The sequence below is a fragment of the Streptomyces natalensis ATCC 27448 genome (assembly GCF_000935125.1).
Classification (GTDB): Bacteria; Actinomycetota; Actinomycetes; order Streptomycetales; family Streptomycetaceae; genus Streptomyces; species Streptomyces natalensis.
This window is the reverse complement of the sequence record NZ_JRKI01000062.1, coordinates 152,500-165,742: the sequence shown is the minus strand read 5'-3', so window position 1 is coordinate 165,742 and position 13,243 is coordinate 152,500. Positions and strand designations below refer to the sequence as shown.

Genomic DNA, 13,243 nt, shown 5'->3' with positions numbered 1-13,243 from the left:
TCCTGCGTCGCCCCGGCGTCACCTCCGCGCCTCGTCGGTCACCCGGAACAACAATCCCCGGACGGGTCCAGAAGTCGTTCCGGCGTGTCCCGAGAAGCCGGTTTGAATAATCCCCAGGAGTGTGTGTTCCGGCGAGAACACTCCGGCCCGGTCGGCGGTCGGCGCGTTTCCCCCGGTGAAAAGCAGTATTCGCGGGGAATGCGCGCGTCGCGAGGAATTGATCAACATGCTCGGAGAGCGGTCGTTGATCAATTCGAGAAACGGACCGAAGGGGCTGCGAGCAACCGAACGGAGTAGCTGAAGTCGCTCATACGGATCTCCGCAAAACGGGACTTTCGCCCCGTTGATCTACGGCTTCCGGGTGTGTGACGGCCACGTTTCCGCTCACCTGTGAAGCCCCTCCGACCTGCGAATACCCGCATTGCGAGACCCCTCGCAGCACGTTCGCACCGCTGTTGTCAAGCCCCGAGATATGCCCTGACCTGCGAAAACGCCATTCAGAACGGCCCCGTCCCGTGTTAGCGTGGATAGCCACGGAAGGGGTACCTGTCACATGACGTTCAAGGTTGGCGACACCGTGGTCTATCCCCATCACGGGGCCGCGCTGATCGAGGCCATCGAAACTCGCCAGATCAAAGGCGTGGACAAGACCTACTTGGTGCTGAAGGTCGCCCAGGGCGACTTGACTGTTCGTGTGCCAGCGGACAATGCGGAGTTCGTCGGCGTACGCGACGTGGTTGGTCAGGACGGGCTGGACCGGGTCTTCGAGGTGCTGCGTGCACCGTATGCCGAAGAGCCCACGAACTGGTCCCGTCGCTACAAGGCAAATCTCGAGAAGCTCGCCTCTGGCGATGTCATCAAGGTCGCCGAGGTAGTGCGTGACCTGTGGCGTCGTGAGCGCGAGCGCGGACTCTCCGCCGGTGAGAAGAGGATGCTGGCCAAGGCCCGCCAGATCCTGGTGAGCGAGCTCGCCCTCGCGGAGAACACCAACGAAGACAAGGCCGAGACCCTGCTCGACGAGGTCCTCGCGTCCTGACGGCGCAACCGACGTACGCCACGACGCGCAGTGTCAGCAAGCAGCACAGCAACGTCAGTCAAGAACCGCTTGAGCTTGATATGACGTGATGCGACGTAGCAATGCCGCGGTGCCCGAGTGACGACCGCCTCCGACGGAGGGGTCTGTTGCCGGGCGCTGCGGCATATCTACGCTGCGACACATCTACTGCGTGTCGGCTGCGTGTCGGCGACGCCGGATGTGATGGACGTCCGTCGTACGCACCTGTGGTGTGCCGGGCCCGGGCAGCCGACTCGACCGATGTCACGGAAGGGTCCGGTCAAGACGTCGCGCCCGGCACTCCCCCGGCTCTGCGAGCAGGGGGTACGCCCAGGCCATACCCACCTCGGACGAGGAAACAAACCTGTCTGCGCCAATTCCGGGCCAGCCCCGGACTCCGGAGCCTTCGATGTCAGATCCCTCCCGCCCCACCAGTCCGATCCGCACCGCCGCCGTGATCCCCGCCGCCGGCCGCGGCGTCCGGCTCGGCCCCGGTGCCCCCAAGGCGCTGCGTGCCCTGGGCGGCACCCCCATGCTGGTGCACGCCGTCCGCGCGATGGCCGCGTCGCGCGCCGTGTCCCTCGTCGTGGTGGTAGCCCCGCCCGACGGCGCCCCCGAGGTCCGCCACCATCTCGACGAGCATCCGCTCGGCGACCGCACCGACCTGGTCGTCGTCCCCGGTGGCGCGACCCGCCAGGAGTCCGTTCGGCTCGGGCTCGCGGCGCTGCCGGAGGCCATCGACGTGGTGCTGGTGCACGACGCGGCCCGCCCGCTGGTCCCCGTCGACACCGTCGACGCGGTGATCGCCGCCGTACGGGCCGGTGCGCCCGCCGTCGTCCCGGCGCTGCCGCTGGCCGACACCGTCAAGCAGGTCGCACCGCAGCCGCAGGGCACCCCGGAGCCGGTCGTCGGCACCCCGGAGCGGGCGCTGCTGCGCGCCGTACAGACGCCGCAGGGCTTCGACCGCGAGACCCTGCTCAAGGCGCATGACACCGTCGTCGAGGGCGAGGGCGCCACCGACGACGCCGGGCTGGTCGAACGGCTCGGGCAGCCGGTCGTGGTCGTGCCCGGCCACGAGGAAGCGTTCAAGGTGACCCGGCCGCTGGACCTGGTCCTGGCCGAGGCCGTACTCGCCCGTAGGAGGGCCACCGATGGCTATGTCTGAGCCGAGCCCCGCCGGCGGTCTCCCCGGCATCCCCCTCGTCGGCATCGGCACGGACGTGCACGCCTTCGAGCGCGGCCGCGAGCTGTGGTGCGCCGGGCTGCTGTGGGAGGACGAGGAATACGGCCTGGCCGGGCACAGCGACGGCGATGTGGCCGCGCACGCCGCCTGTGACGCGCTGTTCTCCGCCGCCGGCGTCGGCGACCTCGGCGCGCACTTCGGCACCGGTCGCCCCGAGTGGTCCGGCGCCTCCGGAGTGACGCTGCTGGCCGAGGCCGCGCGCATCGTACGGGCCGAAGGGTTCGCCATCGGCAATGTCGCGGTGCAGGTCATCGGCGTACGGCCCAAGGTCGGCAAGCGGCGCGACGAGGCGCAGAAGGCGCTGTCGGCGGCGGTCGGCGCGCCGGTCTCGGTGTCCGGGACGACGACGGACGGGCTCGGGCTGACCGGTCGGGCCGAGGGACTGGCTGCGGTGGCCACGGCGCTGGTGGTCCGTACCGTCTGAACCGGCGGACGCACCGGATCCCGGCGCGTACAACGCGGGAATGCCGGACGCCGTGCGGGTGTTGAGGAACCATTCGGAGCGCATGTGTCCGCAGGTATGGCCCGCAGGAAGGATCCCCCGTGACCGCCGCACTGTCCGACGACCTCAAGCAACTGCTCGACAGCCCCGTCTTCGTGACGCTGACGACCGTCCAGCCCGACGGCAGCCCCCAAGCCTCCCCGGTCTGGGTGAAGCGGGACGGCGACGACCTGCTGATCTCGACGACCGTGGACCGCCGCAAGGCCGCCAACCTGCGTCGCGACCCGCGGGTGTCGGTCGTCGTCCAGCCCTTCGACGCCCCGTACTCCTACGCCGAGATCCGTGGCTCCGTCTCGCTCACCACCGAGGGCGGCCAGGAGTTGATCAATGAGCTGTCCCATAAGTACACGGGCAAGCCGTACGCGGAGTTCAACCCGGCGGCCAAGGACGATGCCCAGCGGCTGGTCGTGCGGATCACACCGCGCAAGGTGGTCGGCAGGATCTGACGGCGTCGCCCGGGCGTATCCGGCGAATCGGGCGAGTGTCACGGTTGTGTGACCCCGCGGCCCACGGGTCACGGGGCACTGCCTGCTTCCGACTACCCTGGTTCCGTGACCATTCGCCTGTACGACACCAGCGCCCGGCAGATTCGCGATTTCATCCCGCTCACGCCGGGCTGTGTCTCGATCTACCTGTGTGGTGCCACCGTGCAGGCCGCCCCGCACATCGGGCACATCCGGTCCGGACTGAACTTCGACATCATGCGCCGGTGGTTCGCCCACCGCGGCCACGACGTGACGTTCGTGCGCAATGTGACGGACATCGACGACAAGATCATCGCGAAGTCGGCCGAGCAGGGCCGCCCGTGGTGGTCGCTCGGCTACGAGAACGAGGTCGCCTTCAACACCGCGTACGACGCGCTGGGCTGCCTGCGTCCGACGTACGAACCGCGCGCCACCGGCCACGTCCCCGAGATGATCGAGATGATGCGCGGCCTGATCGAGCGCGGGCATGCGTACGCCGCCGACGGCAACGTCTACTTCGACGTGCGGTCCTTCCCCGGCTATCTGTCGCTGTCCAACCAGGATCTGGACCACCTCAAGCAGCCGTCCGGCGAGGGCGAGAGCGGCAAGCGGGACCCGCGCGACTTCGCGATGTGGAAGGCGGCCAAGGAGGGCGAACCCAGCTGGGAGACCCCCTGGGGCCGCGGCCGGCCCGGCTGGCACCTGGAGTGCTCGGCGATGGCCCACAAGTACCTGGGCGAGGCGTTCGACATCCACGGCGGCGGCATCGACCTGATCTTCCCGCACCACGAGAACGAGATCGCGCAGGCCAAGGCGTTCGGCGACGGGTTCGCGCAGTACTGGACGCACAACGCCTGGGTGACCATGAGCGGCGAGAAGATGTCCAAGTCGCTGGGCAACTCCCTGCTGGTCAGCGAGATGGTCAAGCAGTGGCGCCCCATCGTGCTGCGCTACTACCTCGGCACCCCGCACTACCGCTCGATGATCGAGTACAGCGAGGAGGCGCTGCGCGAGGCGGAGGCGGCCTTCGCGCGGATCGAGGGCTTCATCCAGCGGGTCGTCGAGAAGGCCGGCATGGTCGAGCCCGCGGCCGAGGTGCCCCCGGCGTTCGCCGAGGCGATGGACGACGACCTGGGCGTGCCGCAGGCGATGGCGATCGTGCACACCACCGTCCGGCAGGGCAATTCCGCGCTCACCGCCGACGACAAGGAAGCGGCGGTGGCCCGCCTCGCCGAGCTGCGGGCGATGCTCGGGGTGCTGGGCCTGGACCCGCTCGACGAGCTCTGGTCGGGCGGCGGCACGGACCGAAGCCAGGATCTGCACGGCGTCGTGGATTCGCTCGTACGCCTCGTCCTGGACCAGCGGCAGTCGGCCCGTGCACGCAAGGACTACGCCACCGCCGACGCCATCCGCGACCAGCTCCAGCAGTCCGGCCTCGCCATCGAGGACACCCCGTCCGGCCCGCGCTGGTCGCTGTCCTGACCCCGCTCGCGCCCGTGCCCGGCCACCCGGATTCGCCCTTCCCGGTGGCCGCGGGCGACACTCAGTCCATACGTACGTATCCACTCCACGTCGCGAGACGTCGAGAGCAGTGAAGAAACAGGTGACCCATGGCCGGCAACAGCCAGCGCAGGAACCGCCGCACGTCCAACAAGAAGGGCGCCCAGGTCGGCAGTGGCGGTAAGCGGCGCCGGAGCCTGGAGGGCAAGGGCCCCACCCCGCCCGCCTCCGCGCGCAAGGGACACGTCAAGAACCGCGTGGCCAGCGCCAAGGCCAAGCAGGAGGCCAAGCGCCCGGCCCCGCGCCGCGGCGGCGCCAAGGGCACCGCGGAGCTGGTCGTCGGCCGCAACCCGGTCGTCGAGGCGCTGCGCGAGGGCGTACCGGCCACGACGCTGTACGTCCAGCAGTTCATCGACAGCGACGAGCGCGTGCGCGAGGCGCTCCAGCTCGCCGCCGACCGCGGGATGAACCTCATGGAGGCGCCGCGTCCCGAGCTGGACCGGATGACCAACGGGCTCAACCACCAGGGCCTGGTCGCCCAGATCCCGCCGTACGACTACGCGCACCCCGAGGACCTCGCCGCGGCCGCCTTCGATGCCGGCGAGGACCCGCTGATCGTCGCGCTGGACGGCGTCACCGACCCGCGCAACCTCGGCGCCGTCGTCCGCTCCGTCTCCGCCTTCGGCGGCCACGGTGTGGTCGTGCCCGAGCGCCGTGCCGCCGGGATGACGGCCGGCGCCTGGAAGACCTCGGCGGGCACCGCCGCCCGTACGCCGGTGGCCCGCGCCACCAACCTGACCCGCGCCCTGGAGTCGTACCAGAAGGCCGGCCTCACGGTCGTCGGCCTGGCCGCGGACGGCGACACGGAGCTTCAGGACCTGGAGGTCCTGGACGGTCCGGTCGTCATCGTCGTCGGCAGCGAGGGCAAGGGCCTGTCGCGGCTGGTCGGCGAGACCTGCGATCTGCGCGTACGGATCCCGATGCCGGGCGGCGCGGAGTCGCTGAACGCCGGTGTCGCGGCCGGTGTCGTCCTGTGGGAGGCGGCGCGCCGCCGCGCCTGACCCCGCGCCCGCCCCGGGCGGCGGCCGAGCGGCCGCAGTCCGGGGCCCGGGGCCTGGGGCCTGGGGCCTGGGGCAGAGCCTGACCCTGCGTACGCCGTTCACCGGTTCGGCGCAGCAGCCGCACGCCGCGCGCGCCCACCACCCGGTCTTTTGACGCGTCTCGGACAGAGAGGACCGGTCAAGGCAGTGTCTTAACCGCGGGTCACTCGGTTAGATGAGCGTGGACACCAGAACACCCCGCACGCCTACGGGGGGACGCTCGCCGGGCTTCGATGACGAGCCCATCCTGAGCTCGGTCAAGGTGCCGTGCGATCCCGCGCAGGTCATTGTCAACCACGCCAGCTTCCGTGTGCAGCTCGCCGCGCCCGTGGCGGACGATGCCATGGTCGATACCACCCGCATCCCCGTCATCCGGGGATCGGCCGCCCCCGCCAGACGACGGGCGCCCGTGGTGTGGAGCGGCCGTACGGCACCGGGCGGCACGGCAGGCGCCACCACCCAACTCCTGCACGCGGTGCGCAACGCGGGCGTCGGCCTGGACAGCGGCCCGGCCGAGGACGTCGGCACGACCCAGGTGCTGCCGCGGATCCGCGTCGACGAGGGCCGTGCCTCGACCGTGGTCGGCCAGCGCAGCCCCCTCGATTCCGACACCGCCCTGCTGCGCGGCGTCCGCCCCGTCGGCAGTGCCTACGCCGACAAGGATCACGGCGACGGCGACCGCACCGACGACCACGGCGACGATCACTACGACGACGGCTACGACGACGGGCACGACGACGGCCGCTTCGAGGCCCGCAACTCCTACGACACCCGGCGGCGCGGCGCCGAATCGGTACGCCACGCCTACTACCCCGGCCGCCGGATGAACCTCGGCGTCGTCCTCCTGCCACTGCGCATCTTCCTCGGCCTCATCTCGGTCTACGCCGGGATGGGCAAGCTCTGCGACCCCGTCTACTTCGACGGCGGGGAGCGGGGCTCGATGGTCAAGTGGCTGCTGTCACTTGACCCGTGGGAGCTGGCGGTGCCGCTGCGCGACTTCGCCGTCTCGCACCCCGTCGGCGCCGGTCTGACCGTCGCCTTCCTCCAGGTCGTCGTCGGCGTCCTGACCATCTGCGGACTGTGGCAGCGCCTCGCAGCCTCGATCGGCGCGCTGCTCTCGGCGGCGCTGCTGATGACCGTCAGCTGGCGCACGGTCCCGGCGTACGACGCCCCCGACATCATCTACCTCGCCGCCTGGAGCCCGCTGATCATTGCGGGCGCCCCGGTGTACTCGATGGACGGGCGGCTGGCCGGCGAGGCATGGAGGCGCCTCGGCCCGCGGGTCGAGGTCGGTGAGCTGCGGCGCCGGGTGCTGCGGCGCGGCGCCGTGATGACTGCCGTCGTGGCCGGGCTGACCCTGCTGATCGGGTCGCTGCTCGGCGGCGCCGTACGGTCCACGACGGTCGCTCCGGTACCGCGGCCCGGCGAGCCCGCGATCAACAACCTGCCCGGTTCGCCGCTGCCACGCCCCGGCAAGAAGACCACCCGGCCCCGCCACCACTTCGGCAACGGTCTCCTCCACCGCCGTGGCACGCCCTCCGCCGACGCCTCGAAGCGGGCGGGCCACGGCCGGCCGTCCGCCTCGACCTCGCCCACGGCGGGCACGACCAGCGGTGCCGCCCAGCCCGGCGGCGCGACCACCAGCGGCTCGCCGCAGCGGTCCACCCCGTCCCGCTCCTCGTCGCCCAGCCACAGCACGCCGAGTTCCGGCGGCACGGGCGGCGGCACCAACGGCGGGACGGACAGCGGCTCCGCGGACACCCAGAGCGACTCCGGCCGCGGCAGCACGCTGGGCGGCCTGCTGGGCTGACCCCGTCCGGGCCGTACCGCTGTCCCCGATCACCCGCGACATGGGGGTCGGGGACAGTCGCGTGTACCGGGACAGTCATGACGTACAGGGATAGTCGCGGATGCACCGGGACAATCGTGTGTGCGGGTGCGGGTGCGGGTGCGGGTGCCGAACAGGCGGTACCGGATGGCCGGAGAGTGGGCAGCCGCGGGCGCTCCGAGGGCTCAACGCCCGTGCGTACCCAGCTCCTTGGCGGCCTCGATGAGGTCCTTGGCAGTGTCGATGGCACGCCAGTAGGCGCCGTGCGGCAGCGGGTAGCCGGCCAGGCGGCGTTCGCGGGCCAGCCGCGGGAAGGTGGTGCGCTCGTGGTCGCCACGGGCGGGCAGCAGGTCCCGGAAGGCCGCGGAGAAGGCGTAGACGCCCGCATTGATGAGATACGGGGACGGCGGGGCCTCGATGAAGTCCAGGACGTGTCCGAAGGCGTCGGTCTCCACGACGCCCCAGGGGATCCGCGGACGGGCCAGTGCGAGGGTGGCCTCGGCGTCGCGCTCGTGGTGGAAGGCGGCCATCTCGCGGAGCGGGAAGCGGGTCCAGATGTCGCCGTTGGTGGCGTACCAGGGCTCTTCGGGGCGGGGGAGGGAGGCGGCGGCGTATTTGAGTCCGCCGCCGCGGCCCAGCGGTTCGGTCTCGACAACGGTCGTGACGCGCAAGGGCAGTCGGGCGCTCGCCAGCCAGTCCTGGAGCACCTCGGCGAAATGGCCGCAAGAGATGACGACGTCGGTGACGCCCTCTTCGGCCAGCCAGTTCAGCTGATGGCCGATGATCGGGCTCCCGGTCCCGGGAATCTCGACCATCGGCTTGGGCCGGTCGTCGGTATACGGGCGCAGACGCGAACCCTGGCCGCCGGCCAGGACCACGGCCTGCGTGGGGTACGGGTGCGGGGCGTCTGCCATGGTGCGCACCCTATGCGGTGCGGGCCGAGATCACTGGCCGGCGGCGACACCGTCGAGCACACCCGTGGCGTAGGAGGTGTCGCAGACAGGGCGGGAGTATTTCTGAGCGAGGTGCGGGGCTCCGAACTTGTCCTCGTACTTGGCGGCCGCGGCCCGGCCGAGGGCCCGGGCGATGGACGCACAGTGCTTGGCCAATGAGGGCCGGGCGTTGACTGCCTCCTGGAGGTGGGTGAGGGCGACACTGGGGTTCTCGTCCTGGAGGTCCTCCAGGAGGCGGTCGCGAAGGGCGTCCTGCGGTGCCTTACGGGCCAGCGGGCCGGCCTTGGTGGTGGCCTTCCCGGTGGACGCGGTCAGCATCTGCGAGCCGGTCGACGTCGACGCCCACGGGACGCGGGTGACCGCGAGAGTCCCGGAGAGTACGAGGACGACGGGCAGGACAAGGGCGAGGGTTCGGCCGATGCGGCGGGCTGCGGAGTTCACGGTCGCGATGGTAGCGAGGAGTGATGATTTGGCGACATTTGGTCACCCTATCGAGGGATGAAATGGCTCGTCGGGGCTGTCATGGGGTTGACGCATCGGTCCGAAAAGCCCGTTCTGCCGGGTTATTTGAGGGCAGTTGACGGCGTGGCGGGTGTAGCGAGCCGGGCTGCGGGGCAGAGGCGCCGGTTCGTCACGCTCCGGTACGGAGGGGCGGCGGGGTGTAGGCGGTCTGCGTCGCCCTCCGGTACGGGGGCGCGGCTTGGGGCGCAGGCGGCATGCGTCGCCCCCCTACGGGAGCGCGGCGGCGGGGCGAAGGCGCCCGTCCGTCGCTCGTCGGCACGGACAACGGCGGCGCTACCGGGGTGCGCCCCCGGCGTCGCCGCCGTCGCCTCGTTCACCGGTTCCGGTCAGTCGCTGAGCCGCTCCCCGGACGAGGTGGAGAACACATGCGTCTCACCCGGCATCGGCACGACGTGCAGCTGGGTGCCCTTCTCCGGGACCTGGCGGCCGTTGACCCGTACGACCAGGTCCTTGACCTCGCCGCCGACCTCCGCGGTGCCGTAGACATAGCCGTCCGCGCCGAGTTCCTCGACGACGTTGACCGTGATGGCCAGGCCCGCCGGGGCGTCCGCCGCCTCCTTGGACAGCGACTTCGCCGCGGCCCCGTTCTGCTCGACGATCTCGAAGTGCTCGGGCCGCACGCCCACGGTCACCGTACGGTCGCCCTTGTCGGCGGCCGCGGTCAGCGCCTCCCGGCCCACCGGGACCACGCTGTTGCCGAACTTCACCCCGCCGTCGGTGATCGGCACCTCGACCAGGTTCATCGCCGGCGAGCCGATGAATCCGGCCACGAACAGGTTCGCCGGCCGGTCGTACATGTTCCGCGGCGAGTCGATCTGCTGGAGCAGCCCGTCCTTGAGCACGGCCACCCGGTCGCCCATCGTCATGGCCTCGACCTGGTCGTGCGTGACGTACACCGTCGTGATCCCCAGGCGCCGCTGGAGCCCCGCGATCTGCGTACGGGTCTGCACGCGCAGTTTGGCGTCCAGGTTGGACAGCGGCTCGTCCATCAGGAACACCTGCGGCTCCCGGACGATGGCCCGGCCCATGGCGACCCGCTGCCGCTGGCCACCGGAGAGCGCCTTGGGCTTGCGCCCCAGGTACTCCGTAAGATCCAAAATCTTCGCCGCGTCCTCGACCTTCTGCCGGATCTCCGCCTTCGGTACACCGGCGATCTTGAGCGCAAAGCCCATGTTGTCGGCGACCGTCATATGCGGGTACAGGGCGTAGTTCTGGAACACCATCGCGATGTCCCGGTCCTTGGGCGGCAGGTGGGTGACATCGCGGTCCCCGATGCGGATGGCGCCTCCGTCGACGTCCTCCAGCCCCGCGAGCATCCGCAGCGAGGTGGACTTGCCGCATCCGGAGGGGCCGACGAGGACGAGGAATTCGCCGTCCTCGATGGAGATGTCGAGCTTGTCGACGGCGGGCTTGTCGGAACCCGGGTAAATGCGGGTTGCCTGGTCGTAGGTGACCGTAGCCATGGTGATATGTCCCTTCACCGGCAGGAACGTGCCGGACGATCCGAGTAAAAGGAGTGGTGTAGTCCACCACGGGTGGACTTGCCGTGACGCTACCCGCGACACGGCCCGGTGTCAGTAGCCTGCGGCCACGAATATTCTCCGCCCTCCCGACGATCATGGCCGCGACCGGCGTCCCGGCTCACGGATATAGGGCGACGGGCATCCGCAACGCCTGGGTACACTGCTTCACGCACGCCTCCTTAGCTCAGCTGGTCAGAGCGCCGCTCTTGTAAAGCGAAGGTCGTCGGTTCGAATCCGACAGGGGGCTCTGCGCGTTAAGTCGCTGACCTGGGGTTTCTCCCCAGGGAGGCGTCTTCTTCGGCCTCGGGCTCTTCGTCCGGGGCCGTTTGCGTGCGCGCGGTGCGTGAGCGGATGGGGCACCAGGGCCGGGTTCGGCTGCGGATTCACCGGCACCATCCGCTACGGCTACGGCTACGGCTTCGGGTTCCTCGTTCGATTCGAGGTCCGCGTCGTCTGCGGCGGCCTGTTCCGTCCGGCGGGCGCGAGGAAAGAGGCGGGCGGCGGCCTCGGGGATCGCCCGGTCGGTCTCTGGCAGGAAGCTCGGGTACGTGTCCGCCGTGATCGTGATCGAGGAGTGACCGAGCACCTCCTGGATGTCCTTCAGGTCGGCTCCGGCCGCGTGGGCGCGCGTTGCGGAATGCGCCGAGCCTCCTCTTGCCCCTGGCCACGTTCCCGGCATCTCCGACAGCGCGTTCCCTGCGCCACCGTCCAGGCCCCCGCCGCCTCCCCCCAGCCCCTCGCGGGACTCAGCTGCATCAACACCCTTCTTGGCGCGGTCGTTGTGCAAACAGCCTCGCCGCACGAGAGTCCGTGCGGTGTCGGTGAGTTCGCGTCGGAGGAGTGGGGCTTACGCCCAGGGGCTCACTTAGCGCCGATGAGTTCGAGGATCTTGTTGATGGCCTCGACGGTCGGTACGCCGAGCGCGCCGACGGTCGCGGCGATGCCCGCGACGGAGAGCAGTGCGCGGTGCCGCTCCTGCGGTTGGACGTTCGACTCGGCACGGAGTGCCGGCAGCGCGTCGTCGAGGGCGTCGGCGCTGGCCGGCGGGACCTGGGCGCGCAGCTCCTGGACCAGGGTCAGGAGCTCATGGAGGGCCTCTTGAACGGCTTGGGGCACCTCTTGGGCTGGAGTGATGCGCTTGTCGATGCCGACGTTGCCCGAGCCGCCATGCATGGTGACGTGGTCGCCGCCGCCGAAGTAGTAGTGCTGGTCTCCGCCGCTCATCAGCTCGCCATCCCTACGTTGCCGGTGCCGCCGTACATGTTGACGTTGTCTCCGAAGTAATAGTGCTTGGGGCTGATCGTGACGGTGTCCACCCGCACCTCGAACTCCGCCTTCGGGTTCTCGATCGCGTCGGCGATCTGCTGGGTGAGCCGCCTCAGTTGGTCCTGGTCGGGGCTGGTCACCACTGCGGTGGAGGGGCCGGACGTCTCGACGGCCATGACAAAGTGCGACGGCGCGCCGAGTACATTCACCATCTCCACGAGGGAATAGATCAGCGCCGCAACCGCGACGACCACGACAAGGGCGGTGAGCCCGGGGGAACCGCCGCTGCTGGACGAGCCCATCAGGGCAGCGAGCAGCCCAAGGAGTGTCGTCGCGGCCCCGATGATCAGCAGCCGCTTCGCAAAGAGCAGGACGGCGTCCCTGCGCCGGGGGTGGATAGTGAGCGTGTACACCCGGGCGATGTTCTGGAGCGGGTAATAGGCGTCACCGACCCAGAGCAATCGTCCGCTGACCCGCAGGCTGACCCCGATGATCGACTGTGCCGAGGCCGCCGGTGGCACATCGGGATAGGGGTCGGCGGCAGGCAGTGGCGCGACCGATGGTTGCGGCGGGAGGGCGGGCGGTGGCGGCCCCTCGGGTGTGGGCAAGGCATCGGCAGTCGTGTTCCACGCCTGTCCTGTCGGGTCTGCTGACGTCACGCGAGTCCCCCTTGGCCAACCTTGCCGAGTGAAGTCCATTCACCGCTTCGCGTCTCGCTGACGCGACGCGCATCTGCCAGTAAAAGTGTTACCACAGAGAGGAGTTGAGGCACTCGGGGGTTGGCGGAGGCCCTGTGCGTTGACTTCAGCCGCCGGTTGAGGCTGGTGTCGGGTGTCATGATCGGTGAGGCCGCGCCATGGCTTGCGGGGATTGACCAACTCCGTTTTGCAGAGGCCGATCTGGACTCCACGAGTGCGTTGTCCAGGGCGTCACCGGCGGTGTCGATCGAGGCGTGGATGCCGGCGTCGAGGATGAGTTTGGCTCGCTTGCTGGTGGCTGTGGATGCTGGTGGCGGCGGACCAGCCGACGATCGCCCCGGAGAGTACGTGGACGACGAACGCACTGCGCCTCCCTGGGCGGCCTGGCCGAACCGCAAGCCTCCATCCCGTGTTTCGGCGAACGCCTGCTGATCGTGGACATCGCCATGGCGCTGCTGCGGTTCCGCGGCACCCGCTTCGGCACCCGGCTGCCGGTCCGCCCCGGCCGGACCCAGCACGTCCGCGACCACGGACAGGCGCGTCGTCGTGGTCGGCCTGGACCCGCTGCCGCGTGGCGTCGACCTCACCCG

At 70.2% G+C, this 13,243-nt stretch carries 12 protein-coding genes and 1 tRNA gene; 8 read left to right on the top strand and 5 right to left on the bottom strand.

What is annotated here, in order from left to right; genetic code table 11:
• Positions 1-553 precede the first annotated feature (553 nt).
• The 7 genes from SNA_RS35890 to SNA_RS35860 all read left to right on the top strand — a co-directional run bounded on the left by SNA_RS35890 (position 554) and on the right by SNA_RS35860 (position 7,673).
• Positions 554-1,036, top strand: a complete 483-nt coding sequence (locus tag SNA_RS35890) for a CarD family transcriptional regulator (RefSeq protein ID WP_010472787.1) — start codon at positions 554-556, stop codon at positions 1,034-1,036.
• Positions 1,037-1,463: 427 nt separating this feature from the next.
• Positions 1,464-2,219 (top strand): 2-C-methyl-D-erythritol 4-phosphate cytidylyltransferase, encoded by a 756-nt coding sequence (gene ispD / locus SNA_RS35885; RefSeq protein ID WP_030063830.1) that lies wholly within the window; start codon positions 1,464-1,466, stop codon positions 2,217-2,219.
• A complete protein-coding gene (gene ispF, locus SNA_RS35880) occupies positions 2,212-2,721 on the top strand; it encodes a 2-C-methyl-D-erythritol 2,4-cyclodiphosphate synthase (RefSeq protein WP_030063831.1) in 510 nt (169 codons plus the stop codon). Before ispD ends, ispF begins: the two co-directional genes overlap by 8 nt.
• A gap of 119 nt (positions 2,722-2,840) precedes the next feature.
• Complete coding sequence (locus SNA_RS35875; RefSeq protein ID WP_030063832.1) at positions 2,841-3,245, top strand: PPOX class F420-dependent oxidoreductase; 405 nt, start codon at positions 2,841-2,843, stop codon at positions 3,243-3,245.
• Positions 3,246-3,350: 105 nt separating this feature from the next.
• On the top strand, positions 3,351-4,745 hold the full coding sequence (gene cysS / locus SNA_RS35870) for a cysteine--tRNA ligase (protein ID WP_044368574.1): 1,395 nt from the start codon (positions 3,351-3,353) through the stop codon (positions 4,743-4,745).
• A 128-nt stretch (positions 4,746-4,873) separates the two neighbouring features.
• Positions 4,874-5,824: a 23S rRNA (guanosine(2251)-2'-O)-methyltransferase RlmB gene (rlmB, locus tag SNA_RS35865; RefSeq protein WP_030063834.1), complete on the top strand. Its 951-nt coding sequence runs from the start codon at positions 4,874-4,876 to the stop codon at positions 5,822-5,824.
• A 214-nt stretch (positions 5,825-6,038) separates the two neighbouring features.
• Positions 6,039-7,673, top strand: coding sequence for a DoxX family protein (locus SNA_RS35860; protein ID WP_030063835.1), 1,635 nt, complete (start codon positions 6,039-6,041; stop codon positions 7,671-7,673).
• Between the two features lie 203 nt (positions 7,674-7,876).
• Here the strand turns inward: SNA_RS35860 and SNA_RS35855 are convergent, their stop codons facing one another.
• The 3 genes from SNA_RS35855 to SNA_RS35845 form a co-directional block, all read right to left on the bottom strand.
• Entirely contained in the window at positions 7,877-8,605 is a 729-nt protein-coding gene (locus tag SNA_RS35855; protein ID WP_030063837.1) for a nucleotidyltransferase family protein, read from the bottom strand.
• 30 nt (positions 8,606-8,635) lie between these two features.
• Complete coding sequence (locus tag SNA_RS35850) at positions 8,636-9,085, bottom strand: hypothetical protein (protein WP_030063839.1); 450 nt, start codon at positions 9,083-9,085, stop codon at positions 8,636-8,638.
• Positions 9,086-9,492: 407 nt separating this feature from the next.
• Positions 9,493-10,629 carry an ABC transporter ATP-binding protein gene (locus SNA_RS35845; protein WP_030063840.1) on the bottom strand — a complete coding sequence of 379 codons (1,137 nt, stop codon included), beginning with the start codon at positions 10,627-10,629 and terminating at the stop codon, positions 9,493-9,495.
• 233 nt (positions 10,630-10,862) lie between these two features.
• Between SNA_RS35845 and SNA_RS35840 the strand changes: the two genes are divergently transcribed.
• Positions 10,863-10,936: transfer RNA gene (locus SNA_RS35840), tRNA-Thr, on the top strand.
• Positions 10,937-11,550: 614 nt separating this feature from the next.
• Here the strand turns inward: SNA_RS35840 and SNA_RS35835 are convergent.
• The gene (locus SNA_RS35835) at positions 11,551-11,913 is read right to left on the bottom strand and encodes a hypothetical protein (protein ID WP_030063843.1); all 363 of its coding nucleotides are present in this window, start codon (positions 11,911-11,913) and stop codon (positions 11,551-11,553) included.
• On the bottom strand, positions 11,913-12,614 hold the full coding sequence (locus SNA_RS35830; protein WP_241779978.1) for a DUF6232 family protein: 702 nt from the start codon (positions 12,612-12,614) through the stop codon (positions 11,913-11,915). The genes SNA_RS35835 and SNA_RS35830 overlap by 1 nt, the downstream gene beginning before the upstream one ends.
• Between the last annotated feature and the right edge of the window lie 629 nt (positions 12,615-13,243).